Here is a 19,462-nt window from a genome sequence, read left to right as displayed (position 1 = left end):
GGAACACCACACCACATGCACCAGACGAAGGAGAATGACGTGAAACCTGTGTCACCCACCGCGGGGGAGCCCGAGATGCGGCGTGCGCCCCGCCGCACACGCGCGGCGATGGGCGCCCTGCTGACCGCGCCCCTGCTCGTGACCGGAGTGCTCGGCGCAGGCGCCGCCGCTGCCGAGAGCGGTTCGGCGCCGACCGGCGCGAACACATCGAACGGATGGGAGATGGCCACCACCGATCCCTTCTCGGCCGACTACCACCCGACTTTCACCGGCAACGGCAACTTCGCCGCCCGTGTGCCGGCTCAGGGGCAGGGGTACAGCGCCGCCGACGTCGCGACGCAGTTCCAGGTCGCGGGCCTCTACGCCGCGCACCTGCCCAACGAAGCGCGGGCGTCCGCGCCCGCCTGGACGGGGCTCACGGTGTCGGACGGCTCGGGCAGCTTCGACCAGGCCTTCAGCGCGCCGTGCGTCGTGGGATCGATCTGTCAGCTCGAGGACGCGCAGCTCAGCGGCGGCGTCTCGGTGGCATCCGACCACGGCGGCTACCAGGGCTCCGGATTCACCCAGGGATGGGGGAACGCCTCGGCCGGCGCCCTCCTGTACGCGAACGGCGCGCAGCCGGATGCCGCCTACGACCTCATCGTCCGCTACGCGGCCGGCAACCCCGGCGACAACTCCGCCAATGTGCGCTCACTCCATGTGTCGGTCGGCGACACGAGTGCCGACATCGCCCTCCCGCCGTCGCCGCAGGGGGACTGGGACACGTGGATGCAGGCTCGGCTGCCGCTCGGAGCGCTCACCGATCGCGCCGCACTGACGCTGTCGTGCTCGTCCACGCCCGGCGCGGACTGCCGTGTCAACGTCGATTCGATCGCGATCGTGCCGCGTGACGGCGCCCTGCCGACGACTCCGCCGGACCTGACGATGGATGCTCGAGGGCTGGCGGACTACCGCCAGAGCCTCGACGTCTCGACAGGGGCCATCATCACCTCGGCGCGGTGGACCTCGCCGTCGGGCAACGTCAGCGACGTCGCCTACACGGTGCTCACCGACCGCGGTCACGACGACCGTGCCCTCGTGCGCGTCGACGTCACCCCGCAGTGGAGCGGCGACCTTGAGGTCACCGACGTCCTCGACACGCGCCCCGCAACCTTCGTCGCCGGCACCGTGACGCACCGCGACGACGCGGCCGGAACGATCGGCGTGGACGCCGCCATCACCGGATCGGGCATCACGGCATCCATCGCCTCCACGCTCGCCGGTCCCGGCCAGCGGGCCGAAGCGCGCCCCGTGGGTCTTCCGTCGGGATCGATCGCGCAGAAGCTGACCCAGTCGGTCGAAAGCGGCAAGACCTACAGCTTCGTGAAGTACGTGGGTCTGACCACGACCCACGACGGCGCCGACACCGCGGGCCTCGCGAAGGCGGCGTCCACCGCCGCCGCGGCGCAGGGCTACGACGCGGTGCGTGCGAGCAACGACGGCGCGTGGGCCGACATCTGGAAGGGCGACATCCAGGTCACCGGCGACGACGCGCTGCAGCAGCAGATCCGCGCGAGCCGCTTCTACCTGCTCGCCAGCGTCAACGCCGACCGTCCGTGGTCGCCGTCTCCTGCGGGTCTGTCTTCGGACGGGTACGGCGGGCACGTGTTCTGGGACACCGAGACGTGGATGTGGCCTTCGCTGGTCGCCCAGGACCCTGAGATCGCAGCCGCGGTCCTCAAATACCGCAGCGACCGCATCGACGACGCGCGGGCCAACGCCGCTGCGGGCGGCCACGACGGCATCCGCTTCCCGTGGGAAGGGGCCCTCGACGGCACCGAGCAGACGACGGCGACGCTCTTCGGTGAGACCGAGCAGCACATCACGGCCGACGTCGCGCTCGCGTTCTGGCAGTACTACCTCTCCACCGGCGACCGCACCTGGCTGCAGAACGAGGGGTGGCCCGTCATCAGTGGCGCCGCCGACTTCTGGGCGAGCCGCGTCGAATTGGGAGACGACGGGCAGTACCACATCAACGGCGTGACCCCTCCCGACGAGTGGGCCGGCAAGCACGACGACTCGGCGTACACCAACGTCGCGGCGGCGCAGACGATGCGCATGGCCACGCGCGCAGCGGGGGTCCTCGGCACGAGCGCGAAGCCCGCCTGGCAGACCATCGCCGACAAGATGTTCATGCCGCACGATGACGCCCTCGGGATCACTCCGGAGTATGCCGGATACAACGGCCACGTCATCAAGCAGGCCGACGTCGTCATGACGACCTACCCCTGGGGCTACGAGCAGAGCGACGAGCTCACCGCACGGAACCTCGCCTACTACGCGAGCCGCGTGACGACGTCGGGCGGTCCGTCGATGACGGATGCGATCCACTCGATCGTGTCGGCCGAGCTCGGCAATGTGTGCGACGCCTGGTACTACACGCAGCAGAGCGGCACGCCGTTCATGCGGGCGCCGTTCGACCAGTTCTCCGAGGAGCGCGAGGGCGGGGCCTTCACGTTCACGACCGGTGCCGGCGGATTCCTGCAGGAGTTCTACTACGGCTACACGGGTCTGCGGATGCAGGAGGACGGCATCACCCTGGCGCCCATCCTTCCCCCGAGCCTCACCGACATGACGGTCGCGGGCCTGCACTACCAGGGCCGCACGTTCGACGTGAAGATCGGCACGACGTCCACCGACGTGACGCTCACCAGCGGTCCGGCGCTGACCGTGCACACCGCAGACGGCGACAAGACGGTGTCGACGGATGCCGCACTGCGCATTCCGACCCGCACGGCGAACGACTGCGAGGCGACGTCGGGATACGGCACCCTGCTGGGGTCCCTCTCGGCACCTGCCGGCGGTGACAACGGTGCGGGCACCCTCCAGTACCCGGGGTCGTCGAACTTCCCGACGGGGACGTTCGACATGACCGACTTCGATGTCTACCGTGATGGCGACACGCTGCGCTACGTCACGACGGTGTCGGGGGAGATCACGAACCCGTGGGGCGGGAACGGCATGAGCGTGCAGCTTCTGCACACGTATCTGCGGCTGCCCTCGAACGACTCGGCGCCGGCGCGCTCGGGTGCGGTTCCGGCGCTCCCGGGCACCAACGCCGACCTCGAATCGCCGTGGGATCTGGTGCTGGTCGGCAACGGGCGCGCGACGGGCAGTGGTCCGGGGACGGGGCTCTACGACGCATCCGGCGCGCTGGTGGCGCCGGTCGAACTGAGCGTGACGCCGCGGCGGCACCAGATCGTTCTCTCCTTCCCGGAATCCGCGCTGAAGGGCGCCGATCCGGTGAAGGTCGGCTACGTCGCGGCGATGCTCGTCAACGCCGAGAGCAACGAGGGTCTGTCGAACATCCGGCCCGCGCTCGACTGCGAGGCGCCGGGAAGCCCCGACTGGGTGTCGCAGTGGCGCATCTGCGGCGGCCTGGGCACCATCAGCTCGGCGTCACCGTACGACACCGACACGCGTGATCCGAACATCATCAAGGTGTTCGTGCCCGAGGGGCGTACGCAGCAGGGCGACGTGCTGAAGACCGAGGGGCCGAGCATCCTGCCCTTCGTCGCGCTGAAAGCCGCCCCCGGCCCGTCGCCGAGCCCGTCGGATTCCGGGTCTGCATCGCCGAACCCGTCGGACTCGGGGTCGGCGTCGCCCAGCCCGTCGGATTCCGGGCCGGGATCGCCGAGCGCCTCCGCTTCGGCCTCGCCGACGACATCCGGTGCGGCCGCCGGCGGTCCCTCGGCGGATCGCCTCGGAGCGACCGGCGGTGAGAGCCCGCTGCCGCTCGCGGTGATCGGTGGCGTGCTGCTGCTACTCGGTGCCGCCGGGGTGCTCATGCGCCGCCGGAGCCTCCGTCGCGACGGAGCCTGATCGACAGGTGACCGGCCCGCGCTCCTTCATGCCGACATGTCAGTATGGAGGAGCGCGGGCCGTCCCGCGCTGAGGAGGAGCACGTCATGACCAGTCCGGAACCCGCGCCCCGCAGCACCCGCCTCCTTCGCGCCTCGGTGTGGGTCGCGATCGGAGCCCTCATCGCCGCAGCGATCGTCTGCGTCGTGTGGGTGCTCATCGGCGACGACAACGGCATCGTGGGCAGGGCTTTCCTCACGATCCTGCTGCTGGTCGCGTTTGCCGGCGTCGCCATCGCCGAGACGAACGTCGCCGCCCGCCGTCCGGCCTGGCTGGCGCTCGCGAGCATGGTCTCGTGGGTGGTCGTGCTGCTGGTCGGGGCTTTTCTCATCTGGATGCCTGCCGCGTCGCGCTTCGACGCCGGCGCCGAACGGTTCTTCTCGTTCCTGGTGATCATCCTCATCGTCCAGGGCGTGCTGCTGCATGTACGCCTGTTCCTCGCCGCCTACGAGCGATACCAGACGACGTTTACGACGATCGTCGCCTACGTGACGATCGGACTCGTCGTCATCCTCGCGGCGATGCTGGTGCTCCCGCTCATGACGCACGAGTACGTCACCTACCGCGCTCTGTACTGGCGCGTGGTGGTGGCGCTCGCTATCCTCGCCGCCGTCGGTACGGCGCTCGTCCCTCTCGTGAACGCCTTGTTCGCTCCCAAGCGGGTGCGCCCCGCGTTCGCCGCCCCCGCGGGCTACCAGGCGCCGCCGGTGGCCCCGTATGCGGCGCCCGTCGCCGCGCCCTACGGCGCGCCGGCGTACCCGGCCGCTCCGGCGCCGTGGCCGACCTACTCCGACGCCATCACGCCGCTGCCTGCGCTGCCGGACGGAACGCCCGACTGGAACGCCTATTACACCGGCCGCCCCAGCGCGCCGACCGCACCCGCGGGCTCTTCCGCGGCGCCGGCCGCTCCGGCGCCCCAGGGATATCAGGGGTACCCGCCGGCGCCGCCCCTCCCGCCGCAGAACTGAGTCTCGGCGCGGCATGACCGCCGCGCTGGCCCGGCGCCGGGTGCCGCACGCGGACGTCGCCGGTTGCGCGTAGCGTGGATGCCATGGTGGATGCCTCGACGCTGCGTGACCTGGCCGAAGAGATCGCGCGAGAGGCGGGCGCCCTGGCGCGTCGGCGCCGCGACGAGGGCGTCCAGATCGCCGCGACGAAATCCGCGCTCGCGGACATCGTCACCGATGCCGACCGCGAGGTCGAGAACCTCATCCGCGAACGGCTGGCCGCGGCACGCCCCGATGACGGCTTCCTCGGCGAAGAGTCGGGCGCCGAGCGGGGGACGAGCGACGTCACGTGGGTCGTCGATCCGATCGACGGCACGGTCAATTACGCCTACGGCATCCCGCACTACGCGGTCTCGATCGCCGCGGTCACGGGGGAGCCGACGCCCGAGGAATGGACGGCGCAGGCGGGTGTCGTCTTCGCTCCCGTCGTCGGCGAGCTGTTCTCCGCCGCGCGCGGCGCCGGAGCATCGGTCGATGGTCGGACGCTCGCCGTCACACGCGTGACGGATGCGGGTGCCCTGCTGGCGACCGGGTTCGGCTACGACCCCGCGACGCACGCGGGCGACCTCGAACGGGTGCGCACCGTGATGCCGCTGGCCCGCGATCTGCGGCGCGCCGGTGCGGCGTCCCTCGATCTCGCGTATGTCGCCGCCGGGCGGTTGGACGGCTACTTCGAACGCGGACTGCACCCGTGGGACCACGCGGCCGGCGCCCTGCTCGTCACCGAGGCGGGTGGCATCGTCGGCGGACGACCGGGCGGGCGGCCGGGTCGGCAGATGACGATCGCGGCCGGCCCCGAGCTGTACCCGGCACTCGACGCCGCAATCCACGGCTGATCATTCATCTCACTCACAGACTGTCCGGGGTAGTGTTTATCCGATCGTTACCTTCGCCGCCCGAACGGCGACAGTGACCCTCTACCCGACTGCACGATGCCGTTGTCCCCGAACGGCCGGATGAGAGTGTGCGTGTGACCCCCGACACCCCCACGGCGAACGCCGCCCCCACGCGACGTTCCAGCCGCCGCCCCTCCGCGCAGACTGCGCCGGAGGATGCAGGTGTCCTCACTCGCGCCGAGCTCCGCCGCCGCGCCGCGCAGGCTGTCGAGGCGTCTGTGGTGACCGCGGATGCCGCCACCGCGCCCGAGCCCGAGGCGCCCACTTCCCTCGCCGAATCCGTCGTGGCCGATGTCGCGGCTGCGATCGTCGCCGAGACGATCGGCGCGCCGACCGACTCCGCATCGCGGCGTCGCCTGCGTCGCGCCGCGGAGGCCGTCTTCGCCCACGTCGCCGAGGACGCGCCCCTCGCTGAGCACGCTCCTGTCGCTGAGGGCACCCCCGTCGACGCCGCGGCGCCGTCCGGTGCCGCTTTCACCGCTCCCGCCTCCTGCCCGGTCGACGAGTTCGAGCTCGCCGCCAGGCTCTTCTCCTTCACCGGCGAGACCCCGGTGCAGCGGGCTGCTGCCGATGCGGGTGCGCCGGCATCCGTCCCTCGTCCCGTCGCGGCGGCGTCGATGCCGGTCGCGGCCGGTCGCCGTCGCGGCGTGGTCGCGCAGCGCGCGGCCGCCGCATCGTTCTCGGTCGGCGTGATGGCGATCGTCGGCCTCCTCGCCGTCGGTACGACCACGCCGGCCGCGGCCGTCGCCGCCCCGACGTCGGTCGTGAAGACGACGGCGGACATCTCCACGGCCTCGGCGAAGACGACTCCGGCAACCGGTGACATCCAGGCCTTCGTGTCGAGCGGCGCGAGCGGCGCCACGGCGCTCGATCGGCCTGAGCACTACAAGGTCGCCTCGATGGCGCAGATCGCCTCGGACTCGGGTGTCACCCTCTTCGCGAACACCTGGGTGAACGATCCGACCGCCGCCATCCAGTGGCCCTTCCCGGTCGGTGTGCCGATCTCGGCCGCGTTCGGCTCTGTCGAGTATCAGTCGGAGTTCGCCAGCCCGCACAACGGCGTGGACCTCACCCCCGGTGCGGGTGCCGAGATCCACGCGATCGCCGCCGGAACCGTGCGCATCGCCACCGAAGACGGGGGAGACTACGGCGTCACGGTCGTCATCGACCACATCGTCGACGGACAGCCGGTCTCGACCCGCTACGGCCACATGCAGTACGGCTCGCTGAAGGTCTCGCAGGGCCAGAAGGTGACGGCGGGTCAGGTCATCGGTCGGGTCGGACAGACGGGCAAGGCGACCGGGCCCCACCTGCACTTCGAGGTCATCCTCGGCGGGGTCACCCGCATCGACCCGATGCCGTGGATGTACGCCCACACGACCGGTACCCACACGGTCGGCTGATCGGTTCGAACTCAGCCTCCGGCTCTGATATTCTTTTCTGGTTGCCCGCTCGCGGGTGGCACGCCCCGATAGCTCAGTGGCAGAGCACTTCCATGGTAAGGAAGGGGTCGTCAGTTCAATCCTGACTCGGGGCTCGCAGCATCCACATCTCGCCGTGTGGGTGCGGCGCGGCGGGGTAGCTCAGTTGGTGAGAGCGCACGACTCATAATCGTGAGGTCGCGGGTTCAAGCCCCGCTCCCGCTACCGATCTAGACCCCCGGTCCTCCGGGGGTTTTTTCGTGCCCGCGAAGAGTTGCGCATGCAGCCCCGGGGATGCGAGCGATCCGGGCGTCGGTGGTCGAATCGACGAGCCCGATCCGACCGCCCTGTTTCGGCGGGTACGTGCGGTCATTCCTGAGCAGTCACGCACGGTTCGCGCGGCCGCGCCCGAGAGCGCCCGGCCCGCCCCCGAGAGCGCCGGCTCCGCCCATTCGACTGGCGTCTGATGCCCCTCTTCGGCGACGGATCGATCAGACGACCGCGCGAAGGCGCCCATCTTTTTCGGGTGGCGACGGAGTCATGGACTAATATGTACGGCACGAACATATTTGGGGGAGATGTGAAGAACAGGAACATGTGGCGCCCACGATCCACGAAGGCGACAGCGATGATCGCGGCCGTCGCTGTGGCATTGCTCGGTGCTGTTGCCGTCCCAAGTGCTGCGTCGGCGGCGCAGATGCAGGGGCAGGTGTCGATCGACGACATCGCGTTCCAGCAGAACACCATCGAAGACGGGCAGAACGCCAAGATCGATGTCGCGTGGCATGTCCCCGGTGTGGCGACGCCCACGGTGTCGTTCTCCATCGACCTTCCGTCCGAGCTCGCGGGTGTTCCCGACAACATCGCGATGATGCAGGACGGAACGCAGATCGGCGTGTGCGTCGTCACCAACGACAAGGTGACCTGCACCGTCGACGACGACTACGTGACGAAGAACCCGCGGAGTGTCTCGGGCGATCTCACCTTCGCGGCGTACACGACCTTCGAGAACACGCAGGACGAGACGAAGCACATCAACATCGGCGGCTTCGACAACGAGGTCGTCGTGAAGCCGAGCCCGTGGTGGTGCCACGAGACGTGCGACACCATCAAGTGGTACGCGCAGAAGTACGGCAACTACCAGACCGATGCATCCGGCCAGGAGTACATCGACTGGGTCATCCGTGTTCCCGCCAAAGCGGTCGACGGCAGCACCTGGCAAGACGGGCAGCAGGGGATGCAGCCCGGCATCGAGACCGAGGTGACGGACAACTTCGACAAGAACGACTTCGAGATCCTCTCGGGCCCCACCGTCACCTACAACGACACCGTGGCGTACAGCAAGTGGGGCGCGCTCGGCCCGCAGGACGAGACCTGGAAGACGCTGGACGCGTCGAAGACGACCGTGTCGTCCGATCAGCGCACTGTGACCTTCACCTCCGCAGCGGGCGCGAAGGCCGGCACGCACAGCGATGACTGGCAGGAAGGCCAGGCGACGACCGGCTCGTGGCGCGGTACGGAGGGGCAGTACTACGCCGTCACGTGGCGCATGAAGCCGCTCACCGGCGGCGAGCTCAAGCCCGACTCTCCCGACCGCGTCTTCCACAACGGCGCATCCTTCCGGTTCAATGGCTCGGAGAGCCAGGACGTCACCGGTGACGCCACCCGTACGAGCGGCGGCGCAAACGCCAAGGGCACCAACTTCGGCAGCTTCTCCATCACGAAGAAGGTCACGAACAACACCGCCGCAGACCTGGCGGGCAAGGTGTACACCGTCAACGCCAAGGTCGACGAGCCCGGTCAGGACGAGAAGAACTTCTCGATCACGCTCACGGACGGACAGACCTACACGAGTGACGACTACTTCCGCGGCACGACGGTCACGCTGAGCGAGATTGCTCCGTCCGGCCCCGACGGTGTGCAGTGGGCAACGCCCCAGTTCGTCGGCCCCCACGGGCCCGTCGAATCGGTGTCACTGGCCATCGACGCCGACCACCAGACCGTGGGGACGACGACGGCGTACACGCTGAACAACGTCGCCTCCTTCCCGACGACGACGTTCTCGGCGAAGAAGGTCGTCGACAACGCCGACAACGTCGACCTGAGTGGCATCCCGAGCTATGAACTCGACTACACCTACCCGGCCGGCGCGGCGTTCGCGGCGGGCAAGGGCAGTCTCACACTGCCCGCAACCGGCGAGGTCGTCACGAGCACGCCGGTCCCGGTCGGTGCGCAGATCACGCTCAGCGAGGACGCTCCGGCGCCCATCGCGGGAGCGACCTGGGCTGACGCTCAGATCTCGCCGAAGACGTTCACGGCAGCGGCGGGAGACCCCGTCGCGGTCACGGTGACCAACACGATCACCAAGACTCTCGGCGGCGTGCAGATCGTCAAGAAGGTCGAGGGTCCGGCCGCCGGTCAGGTTCCCGCCGACAAGACCTATAGCGTCACCGCATCCTTCCAGGTGCCCGCCGGCTCGCCGGCCGTCGCCGACCGCACGCTCTCGCTCGTCGCCGGAACTCCGCAGTCGATCGACGGACTGCCCGTCGGCACGACGGTCACGTTCTCCGAGGTGAAGCCGGCCGACGACGACACCTTCACGTGGGCCGATCCGATGTTCGCTCCGTCGAACACCGCGACGGTCGGCTCCGAGGCGACGAGTGTCACGCTGACGAACTCCGTCAGCCGCACGCTCGGCACGTTCGACCTTGCCAAGAAGGTGACCGGCGACCAGGCGCAGAACCCGAAGGTTCCGGCCGGCTTCTCGGTCGTCGCCTCGTGGAAGGACGCCTCGGGCGCCGCGCAGACGAAGACACTGACCCTCCCCGCGAACGGCACCGCCGTTCCGTTCGGTGAGAACGTCCAGGTCGGCACCGCGGTGACGCTTTCCGAGGCGAAGCCCGCAGACGGCTCCGGCATCACCTGGGCACAGCCCGTGTGGAGCGGAACGGGTATCGCGCCCCAGAGCGACGGCAGCGCCATCGTCACGGTGGCGAAGGGCCCCGGCACGCACCTCGTGATTGAGAACACCGCGAACACGACCGTTGCGGGTCTGTCCATCCAGAAGAAGGTGAGCGGAGACGCGCAGGGCGAGGTTCCGGCAGGCACCACGTTCCCCGTCACCGCCTCGTGGAAGGCTGCGGACGGCACGGCGGTCACCAAGAAGCTGAACCTCGACCCGACGGCGTCGGCCACCCTGATCGACGGCAAGCTGCCCGCGGGCACGGTCGTCACCCTCACCGAGGGTGCCGCCCCGTCGTTCCCGACCGTCGTGTGGGGTAACCCGTCCTTCACGGCCGAGGGCGCCTCGATCACCCCGACGGACGACCCGAAGACGGTGACGGTGACGGTTCCCGACAGCAACGGTGCGAGCGTGCTGGTCTCGCTCACGAACGTCGCGAACTGGGCTCCGGGCACCTTCACGCTCAGCAAGACGGTGTCGGGCATCGCCCCGAGCGTCGCCGGATTCCCGAAGAGCATCGACGTGACCGCGTCGTGGCTCGACGAGAAGGGTGAACCGCAGACGGCCGGGCTGAGCCTTCCGACCGACGGAACGGTCGTCGGTTTCGGGCGTACGTTGCCCAAGGGCACGAAGGTGACGCTCAGCGAGGTCACGCCGGATGCCACGGCTGCGTTCCATTGGAACGCTCCGCAGTGGGCTGAGGCCGACGGCTTGGTCGCGAACGCCGACGGCACCGCGACCGTGACGATCGGTGCGGCCCAGACGGCGGCCGTGGCGCTCGCGAACTCGGTGACCGGTCAGTTCGGCAGCGTCACGATCACCAAGGTGATCAGCGGTGCCGGTGCCGACAACGTCGCCGCGGACACGCAGTTCCCGGTGAAGGCCACGTGGACGGATCTGCTGGGCGCGACCCAGGAGCGCAACGTCTCGGTGAGCGCGGCCCAGCCCGTGACCATCGACGGCGTGCCGCTGGGCACCCAGGTCACCCTCACCGAGGGTGCCGTGTCGGTGCCGGCGCCGGCCCACTGGGCGGGTGCGACGTGGTCCTCGACCGCGTCGAACGTGACGCTGAGCGCCGACGGAACGTCCGCGACGATCGTGGTGACCGCGAAGGATGCCACCTCGGCCGCCGCAGCTCTGACGCTCGACAACTCGTTCACGGCTGACGCCCCGCCGCTGCCCTCCACGGGTGGTGACCTCACGAGCCTCGTGTTCCTCCTCGTCGGAGGCGTGCTGATCGCTCTGGCCGGTCTCGTGCTGGTGCGTCGCACACGTCGCTCCTGAGCGACCCCCCGGCGCACTGATCAGCGCCGGGCCAGGCCCGCGGGCCCGCCCTCTCCTCGCCCCCAGCCGAGGAGAGGGCAGGGCTCGCGGGCCTTCTTCGTCGGAGGCCGGGGATACCATGAATCGTCCCCACCCCGCAGTAGACGGAAAGACGACCCATGCTCGGTAAGCTCCTGGTCCGCTATCTCTGGACCTACAAATGGTGGTTGCTGGGCGTGCTGGTGTTCCAGTTCGCGTCGGCGATGGCATCCCTCTATCTGCCGCGATTGAACGCCGACATCATCGATCACGGCGTCGCGGCGGGCGACGCCGGGTATATCTGGTCGCGCGGCGTCTTCATGCTCGCGATCGCCCTCGGCCAGATCGTCGCCTCGATCATCGCGACCTACTTCGCCGCGCGCGCCGCGATGAGCGCCGGGCGCGACATCCGGCGCGATGTCTACGAGAAGGTCAGCGGCTTCTCCGAGCGTGAGGTGTCCTCCTTCGGTGCGGGGACGCTCATCACCCGCAACACCAACGACGTGCAGCAGGTGCAGATGCTCGCGATGATGGGCGCCACGATGCTCGTCACCGCACCGTTGCTCGCGATCGGCGGCATCATCATGGCGCTGCAGCAGGACGTCGGACTGAGCTGGCTCATCGGTGTCGCCGTGCCCGTCCTCCTGGTGATCGCCGGCGCGATCATCAGCCGTATGGTGCCGCTGTTCCGCTCCTACCAGACCAAGCTCGACGCGGTGAACCGCATCATGCGCGAGCAGCTCACGGGCGTGCGCGTCGTGCGCGCCTTCGTGCGCGAGCGCATCGAGGAGGAGCGCTTCCGCGGCGCGAACACCGACATCCTGGTGGTCGGGCGCAAGGTCGGATCGCTGTTCGTCATCATGTTCCCCCTCGCGATGCTCGTGCTGAACATCACCCTCGTGGGGGTCATCTGGTTCGGCGGCATCCAGGTCGACGCCGGCCACGTGCAGATCGGCACCCTCTTCGCCTTCATGCAGTACGTCGGCCAGATCCTCATGGGCGTGCTCATGGCGACCTTCATGACGATCATGATCCCGCGGGCAGCGGTGTCGGCCGACCGCATCGGCGAGGTGCTCGACTCCGTCGACGCCCTCGTTCGCCCCGCGAATCCGGTGTCCGAGTTCCCCGCCCCCGGTGTGATCGAGTTCGACAACGTGTCCTTCGTCTACCCCGGGGCCGACGCGCCCGTGCTGCACGGCATCTCGTTCCGCGCGAACGCGGGCGAGACCGTCGCGATCGTCGGTTCGACCGGCGCCGGCAAGACCACCCTGGTCTCGCTGATCCCGCGCCTGTTCGACGTGACCGGAGGCGCCGTCAGCGTCGGCGGCGTCGACGTGCGCGAGGCCGACCTCGACCTGATGTGGCAGGGGATCGGCTACGTGCCGCAGAAGGCGTTCCTGTTCACCGGGACCGTGGCATCCAACCTGCGCTTCGGGCGTGAGGATGCCACCGACGACGACCTGTGGCACGCTCTCGACATCGCCCAGGGGCGCGACTTCGTCGCGGAGATGGAGGGCGGCCTCGACGCGCGCATCGCCCAGGGCGGGACCAACGTCTCAGGCGGCCAGCGACAGCGGCTGTCGATCGCTCGCGCCATCGCGCATCGTCCCCGGATCCTCGTGTTCGACGACTCGTTCTCGGCGCTGGACGTGACGACGGATGCCCGGTTGCGGCAGGCGTTGTGGAAAGAGCTGCCCGAGGTCACCAAGATCGTCGTGGCGCAGCGCATCTCGACGATCACCGACGCCGACCGCATCATCGTGCTGGACGGGGGACGGATGGTCGGCTCCGGAACCCACGCCGAGCTCCTCGAGAGCAACGAGACCTACCGCGAGATCGTCGAGTCGCAGCTGGGAGTCGACGCATGAGCGCCCCGAACACCGCCGAGCTCTCCGAAGAGGAGCGCTACGAGCTCGAGCTCGCCGAACAGGCCCGATTGAACTCGGGCGACTGGGACTCGGTCGCGCCGGGCAAAGCCAGCAACTTCCGCCGCAGCTTCGCCCGGATGATCGGCCTTCTGGCGCCGTCGAAGTGGGCGTTCGCGCTCGTCTCGCTCTTCGGGGCCGTCGGCGTCGTCCTCGCCGTCATCGCCCCCAAGGTCCTCGGCGAGGCGACCAACGTCATCTTCGAGGGCGTGGTGTCGGCCTCGCTCGGCGGCCAGTTTCCCGCCGGAACCTCGAAAGCCGACGTCGTCGCCGCGCTGCAGGGCGCCGGGCAGAACGACATCGCCAACATCGTCGGGGCCATGCACGACTTCCAGGTCGGCGCAGGGGTCGATTTCGACCGGCTGCGCGGAGTGGTCGTCGCTGTGCTCGCGATCTACATCGCCTCGGCGTTCCTCACCTGGATCCAGGGCTACGTCATCAACGTCATCATGGTCCGCACGATGTGGCGTCTGCGCGAGCAGGTCGAGGCGAAGATCAACCGCCTGCCGCTGGCGTACTTCGATCGCGTGCAGCGCGGTGAGCTGATCTCGCGCGTGACGAACGACATCGACAACATCACCCAGACGATGCAGCAGTCGCTCTCGACCGCCCTCACGAACGTCCTCACCGTCGTGGGCGTGCTCGTCATGATGTTCTCCATCTCGTGGCAGCTCGCGATCGTCGCACTGGTTGCGCTTCCCCTGATGGCGGTCGTCTTCGGCGTCATCGGGCCCAAGTCCCAGAAGGCGTTCGCCACCCAGTGGCGCAAGGTCGGTCGCCTCAACGCCCGCGTCGAGGAATCGTTCTCGGGGCACGCGCTCGTCCGCGTCTACGGGCGCGAGAAGGATTCGCGCGAGAAGTTCCAGGAAGAGAACGAAGACCTCTACCAGGCCGCGTTCACGGCCCAGTTCCTCTCCGGACTCATGATGCCGGCGATGATGTTCATCGGCTCGCTCAGCTACGTCGGCATCGCCGTGCTCGGAGGCCTCATGGTGGCATCCGGCCAGCTGCGTCTCGGCGACGTGCAGGCCTTCATCCAGTACTCGCAGCAGTTCACACAGCCGCTGTCCGAGCTCGGCGGCATGGCCGCCGTCGTCCAGTCCGGCACGGCGTCGGCCGAGCGCGTCTTCGAACTGCTCGATGAGGAGGAGCAGGACCCGGATGCCCCGGATGCCCCGGCACTGCGCGCCGGCAGCGGTGTGATCGAGTTCGAGCACGTGGCGTTCGGCTATGCGCCCGACAAGCCCCTCATCCGCGATCTCTCCTTCCGGGTGGAACCCGGGCAGACGGTCGCGATCGTCGGGCCGACCGGCGCCGGCAAGACCACCCTCGTCAATCTGCTGATGCGCTTCTACGAGCTCGACGGGGGTCGCATCCTGCTCGACGGTCAGGACATCGCCGAACTCACGCGCGACGACGTGCGCTCGCGCACCGGCATGGTGCTGCAGGATCCGTGGCTGTTCGCCGGGTCCATCCGCGACAATATCCGCTACGGCAACGAGGCGGCCAGCGACGAGCAGGTCCTCGAGGCCGCCGTCGCGACTCGCGTCGACCGCTTCGTGCACTCCCTGCCCGACGGTTACGACACCGTCCTCGACGAGGACGCGGCGAACGTGTCGGCCGGCGAGAAGCAGCTCATCACGATCGCACGCGCTTTCGTCGCGTCGCCGAGCGTGCTCATCCTCGACGAGGCGACGAGCTCGGTCGACACACGGACGGAGCTGCTGCTCCAGCACGCGATGGCGGCGCTGCGCGAGGGGCGGACCTCGTTCGTCATCGCGCACCGCCTCTCCACGATCCGCGACGCGGATCTCATCCTCGTGATGGAGCACGGCGACATCGTCGAGAAGGGCACGCACGACGAACTCATCACCGCGCAGGGCCCCTACTGGCGTCTGTACCGGTCGCAGTTCGAACAGGCCGCCACGGGCGCCGAGGCAGCCTCCGAAAGCGTGCAGGAGTGACGGAGGGTGCTGCATCCGGCATGCGGATGAGCGCGCGCCTCCGTGATCCGCGGTTCGTCCTGTCCTGCCTCGGCATCGGACTGGCCGCCGGGCTCCTCTCGGGGCTGTTCGGCGTCGGCGGTGGAACGGTCATCGTCCCCATGCTGGTGCTGCTGCTGGGGTTCGATCAGCGTCTCGCCTCGGGAACGTCGCTCGCCGCGATCGTCCCGACGGCGGCCGTGGGCGTCGTCTCCTACGCCGTGCACGGCTCGGTGGCGTGGATCCCCGCGATCATCCTCGCCGCCTTCGCTGTGGTGGGTGCGCAGATCGGCACCTGGCTGCTGGCCCGTCTTCCCCAGAACATCGTGCGCTGGGGCTTCGTGATCTTCCTCATCGTCGTGATCGTCATGCTGTTCGTCGTGATCCCGCCCCGTGACACGCCGTGGGTGCTGACGTGGGGAGCGGCCCTCGGGCTGGCTGCGGTCGGCCTCGTCACCGGCGTGCTCTCCGGGCTGCTGGGTGTCGGCGGCGGCGTGGTGGTCGTCCCCGCGCTCATCATCCTGTTCGGCATGAGCGACCTCGTCGCGAAGGGCACATCGCTTCTCATGATGATCCCGACGGCGATCTCGGGGACGATCGGAAACCTGCGTCGCCGCAACGCCGACCTGGTGGCTGCGGTCCTGATCGGGGTGGCCGCGTGCACGACGACGACCCTCGGCGCCTGGTTGTCGACGATCCTCGACCCGCTCGTCTCGAACATCCTGTTCGCCGCGTTCCTGACGTTCATCGCGGTCCAGATGGCGGTGCGCGCCGTGCGCTCCCGTCGCTCGCGCTGACAGACGCTGCGGGAACGGATCGGCGCCGGCGGTTTTGCCCGACCGTTGGCCGCAGCTCCGTCGCACGCCCCCGGTAGGATCGAGGGGTGTCCGTGAACCCTGAGCTGGTCGGCCGTTCCTTCCCGCCGACCGCCCCGTATCTCGTCGGCCGAGAGAAGGTGCGCGAGTTCTCGCGTGCCGTCTTCGCCGACGACCTGCAGCACCTCGATCCCGCCGCGGCGCGCGCCCTCGGCTACGACGATGTCGTCGCGCCGCCGACGTTCGCGATGGTGGTCCAGGACCTCACGCTGCAGCAGCTTCTCGAGAGCCCTGACTCGGGCATCGCCCTCGAGCGCACCGTGCACGCCGAGCAGCGCTTCCACTACACGCGGCCGATCGTCGCCGGCGACGAGCTCGTGGCGCAGCTGCGCATCACGAACCTGCGTCCTTTCGGGAAGGGCGCCATGATCACGAGTGAAGCCGAGATCACGGATGCCGCGGGCGCGCACGTCGTCACGGCCACCTCGGTCCTGCTCGTCGGAGGTGAGGTCGCATGACCGTTCCCGCACTGAGCTCATTGACCGTCGGCGACGTCGTCGCCGAGCGGACTGTGCACCTCACCCGCGAATCGCTCGTGCGCTACGCAGGGGCATCCGGAGATTTCAACCCCATCCACTATCGTGACGATGTCGCGACACGGGTCGGGCTGCCCGGAGTCCTCGCTCACGGCATGCTGACGATGGGCGTCGCCGTCGAGACGATCGCCGGCTGGGTCGGCGACACGGGCCGTATCGCCGACTACGGCGTGCGCTTCACACGTCCCGTCGTCGTGGATGCCGAGGCCGGCGCCGACCTCGTCGTGACCGCGAAGGTCGGCGCGATCGAGGACGCCGCCGCCCGGATCGATCTGACCGTCTCCGCGGCGGAGACCACCGTGCTCGGCAAAGCCCAGGTGCGCGTGCGCCTGGACGGCTGACATGCCGGCGATCACCCCCATCCCGCTCGCGGAGCTGACGACGCTGCGCGTGGGCGGCACACCCGAGCGCATGGTCGAGGCGCACACGCGCAATGATCTCGTCGATGCCCTTCGCACCGTCTGGGCCGATGGCGAACCGTGGCTCGTCGTCGGCGGAGGATCGAACCTGCTGGTCGGCGACGAGCCCTTCGACGGAACGGTCGTGCTCGTCCGGACGACGGGCATCGAACGCATGGGAGGCGCGCCCGACGGACGCGCTCGTCTGCGTGTCGAGGCCGGCCACGACTGGGACGCCCTCGTCGCCTACACGGTCGCCGAGGGGCTGGCCGGCATTGAAGCGATGAGCGGCATCCCCGGCCGTGCCGGAGCGGCGCCGATTCAGAACGTGGGGGCCTACGGCCAGGAGATCGTCGAGACCCTCGTCGAGATCGAGCTCCTCGATGAGGCGACCGGAGAGGTCGAGGTGGTACCGGCCGCCGACCTCGAGCTGGGGTTTCGCACCTCTGCCCTGAAGGCGCACTACGGCAGCGTGCCGAAGCGCTCCGGCGTGATCGTCTCGATCACCCTCGAGCTCCTCGAGGTCGGTCACGGCGAGTTCCCGGTGCGCGGTGCGCAGCTGCGTCAGGCGCTGGGGATGGATGCCGACGCGACGGCGACGCTCCGCGGCATCCGCGAGACCGTGCTCTCCACCCGCGCCCGCAAGGGAATGGTGCTCGACGATGGCGACCTCGACACGCACAGTGCCGGTTCGTTCTTCCAGAACGCGATCGTCTCGGCGTCCTTCGCCCGCACTCTGCCCGCGGAGTGCCCACGCTGGCCGATCGCGGCGACCCTCGACCCGGTGACGGTCATCCCGCTCGCCGCCTACGACGGACTCGTCGCGCCGCCGGTGTCGACGCGACCCGACGTCAAGGTGAGCGCCGCGTGGCTCATCGAGCACGCGGGGCTCGGCAAGGGCTTCCACCTGCCGCGCTCGCGCGCCGCCCTCTCGAGCAAGCACGCGCTCGCACTCACCAACCGAGGCGGCGCGACCGCGGGCGAGCTCGCCCAGCTCGCCCGGTTCATCCAGCAGCGCGTTCAGTCGGAGTTTGGGCTCATGCTGCAGCCCGAACCGGTGCTCGTCGGCGTCGAGCTCTGACGCGTCGCCGCCGCGCGATCAGCGCGCAGCGGTGGGGGCAGCAGACGTCCGCGGCTCTCGCAACACCGGGACGAGGGGCATGAGCAGTCCGACCCAGACCAGGCGTGCGGCGGGAAAGACGCCGATCGTCCAGATGACCGAGGCCACGGCATCCGTCGGGTAGTGCACGGCGAGGATCGTGACGACGCAGATCATCCCGGCCACGAGCACGACCGCCGCGATCAGTGCGACGATCCGGCCACGGGTGTGCCACGTCAGCAGAATCAACACCGTCGCCAGAACGGTCGCGAACACGACATGGCCGCTCGGGAACGACGCATCCGTCGGCATCGGCGACACCGGGTGCGCGAGCAGCGTGGGATCGGGGCGCGGGCGCGCGACGACGATCTTCACGATGTCGGAGGGGATCCAGGTGAGAGCGACGACGCCGGGGATGGCCGCAGCGAGGCGGAGCCGGCGCGTGGCGAGCCACGCCACCGCGGTGAGACCGACCGTCAGGATCATGGCCGGGACGGGCGAGAAGGCCGCATAGGCCAGGGCGGCGATGTGAGCCACGGCGCCGGTGCGCAGAGCGTTCAGCGCAGCCGACAGCCCGGCATCGACGGGGTGCGAACGCAGCACCAAGCCGAGCGCCGTCAGCGCCACGATGGTCGCGGCGGCCACCACGATCGATGCGATGGGGCGGCGGACGGGGGCCAGGAGTGCGACGGTGCGCCCGCGCGCGGCGCGGCGCGAGGACGGAACGGTCGACGGGGCGGACGAGGGCGGCACGACGTCTGATCCTGCCCCGGCGGGCTATGCGCATCCTGAGCGGTCGCGGTCGCGGTCGCGGTCGCGGGTGGGGTGTGGTGGGGTGTGGGTGGGGTGTGATTCCCGAACTGCAGGAAGAGCCGGGGCGCAGGGGGCGGGCGAGTAGCCCGGGGCCACATCTGTCACACCTGATCCTGCACTGCGGGGCCGTCGTGCCCCGACCTTCGCCCTGGTGCGCTCGCCGAGGATGCGGGCTGGGTGTGGCGGGCGTGGCAGGTGTGGCAGGTGAGATGGATGCTGCGGGTGAGATGTATGTGACGGGTGTGATGGGTATGGCAAGTGTGGCGAGTGTGACGGAAGTGGCGGACGTGATGGCGCGGCGAGCGTTTCGGGCGCGATCGGCGCGATCGGCGCGATCGGCCTGACC

The 19,462-nt window shown here is 69.4% G+C and carries 12 protein-coding genes and 2 tRNA genes; 13 read left to right on the top strand and 1 reads right to left on the bottom strand.

Annotated features, from left to right (window positions below):
• Window positions 1–39 precede the first annotated feature (39 nt).
• From JOE64_RS11835 to JOE64_RS11775, 13 genes are all read left to right on the top strand, one after another.
• Window positions 40–3,861, top strand: coding sequence for a glucodextranase DOMON-like domain-containing protein (locus tag JOE64_RS11835; protein ID WP_204964438.1), 3,822 nt, complete (start codon window positions 40–42; stop codon window positions 3,859–3,861).
• Window positions 3,862–3,947: 86 nt separating this feature from the next.
• Complete coding sequence (locus JOE64_RS11830; protein ID WP_204964437.1) at window positions 3,948–4,868, top strand: hypothetical protein; 921 nt, start codon at window positions 3,948–3,950, stop codon at window positions 4,866–4,868.
• Window positions 4,869–4,951: 83 nt separating this feature from the next.
• Window positions 4,952–5,743 (top strand): inositol monophosphatase family protein, encoded by a 792-nt coding sequence (locus tag JOE64_RS11825; RefSeq protein WP_204964436.1) that lies wholly within the window; start codon window positions 4,952–4,954, stop codon window positions 5,741–5,743.
• 134 nt (window positions 5,744–5,877) lie between these two features.
• Window positions 5,878–7,206 (top strand): M23 family metallopeptidase, encoded by a 1,329-nt coding sequence (locus JOE64_RS14830; protein WP_204964435.1) that lies wholly within the window; start codon window positions 5,878–5,880, stop codon window positions 7,204–7,206.
• A 62-nt stretch (window positions 7,207–7,268) separates the two neighbouring features.
• A tRNA-Thr gene (locus tag JOE64_RS11815) sits at window positions 7,269–7,340 on the top strand.
• A 35-nt stretch (window positions 7,341–7,375) separates the two neighbouring features.
• Window positions 7,376–7,449 (top strand) — tRNA-Met (locus tag JOE64_RS11810).
• A 403-nt stretch (window positions 7,450–7,852) separates the two neighbouring features.
• On the top strand, window positions 7,853–11,470 hold the full coding sequence (locus tag JOE64_RS11805) for a DUF5979 domain-containing protein (RefSeq protein WP_204964434.1): 3,618 nt from the start codon (window positions 7,853–7,855) through the stop codon (window positions 11,468–11,470).
• Window positions 11,471–11,628: 158 nt separating this feature from the next.
• Window positions 11,629–13,356 (top strand): ABC transporter ATP-binding protein, encoded by a 1,728-nt coding sequence (locus JOE64_RS11800; protein WP_204964433.1) that lies wholly within the window; start codon window positions 11,629–11,631, stop codon window positions 13,354–13,356.
• Window positions 13,353–15,377 carry an ABC transporter ATP-binding protein gene (locus JOE64_RS11795; protein WP_204964432.1) on the top strand — a complete coding sequence of 675 codons (2,025 nt, stop codon included), beginning with the start codon at window positions 13,353–13,355 and terminating at the stop codon, window positions 15,375–15,377. Before JOE64_RS11800 ends, JOE64_RS11795 begins: the two co-directional genes overlap by 4 nt.
• A 26-nt stretch (window positions 15,378–15,403) precedes the next feature.
• Window positions 15,404–16,192 carry a sulfite exporter TauE/SafE family protein gene (locus tag JOE64_RS11790; protein ID WP_204965069.1) on the top strand — a complete coding sequence of 263 codons (789 nt, stop codon included), beginning with the start codon at window positions 15,404–15,406 and terminating at the stop codon, window positions 16,190–16,192.
• Between the two features lie 86 nt (window positions 16,193–16,278).
• Window positions 16,279–16,728 (top strand): FAS1-like dehydratase domain-containing protein, encoded by a 450-nt coding sequence (locus JOE64_RS11785; RefSeq protein ID WP_204964431.1) that lies wholly within the window; start codon window positions 16,279–16,281, stop codon window positions 16,726–16,728.
• The gene (locus JOE64_RS11780) at window positions 16,725–17,147 is read left to right on the top strand and encodes a MaoC/PaaZ C-terminal domain-containing protein (RefSeq protein WP_204964430.1); all 423 of its coding nucleotides are present in this window, start codon (window positions 16,725–16,727) and stop codon (window positions 17,145–17,147) included. Before JOE64_RS11785 ends, JOE64_RS11780 begins: the two co-directional genes overlap by 4 nt.
• 1 nt (window position 17,148) lies before the next feature.
• The gene (locus tag JOE64_RS11775; protein ID WP_204964429.1) at window positions 17,149–18,285 is read left to right on the top strand and encodes a UDP-N-acetylmuramate dehydrogenase; all 1,137 of its coding nucleotides are present in this window, start codon (window positions 17,149–17,151) and stop codon (window positions 18,283–18,285) included.
• Window positions 18,286–18,303: 18 nt separating this feature from the next.
• Here JOE64_RS11775 and JOE64_RS14825 read toward each other — a convergent pair whose 3' ends face one another.
• A complete protein-coding gene (locus JOE64_RS14825) occupies window positions 18,304–19,056 on the bottom strand; it encodes a phosphatase PAP2 family protein (RefSeq protein WP_204964428.1) in 753 nt (250 codons plus the stop codon).
• Window positions 19,057–19,462: the final 406 nt, after the last annotated feature.

The organism is Microbacterium dextranolyticum, from assembly GCF_016907295.1.
Classification (GTDB): Bacteria; Actinomycetota; Actinomycetes; order Actinomycetales; family Microbacteriaceae; genus Microbacterium; species Microbacterium dextranolyticum.
This window is presented reverse-complemented; position numbering and strand designations above follow the sequence as displayed.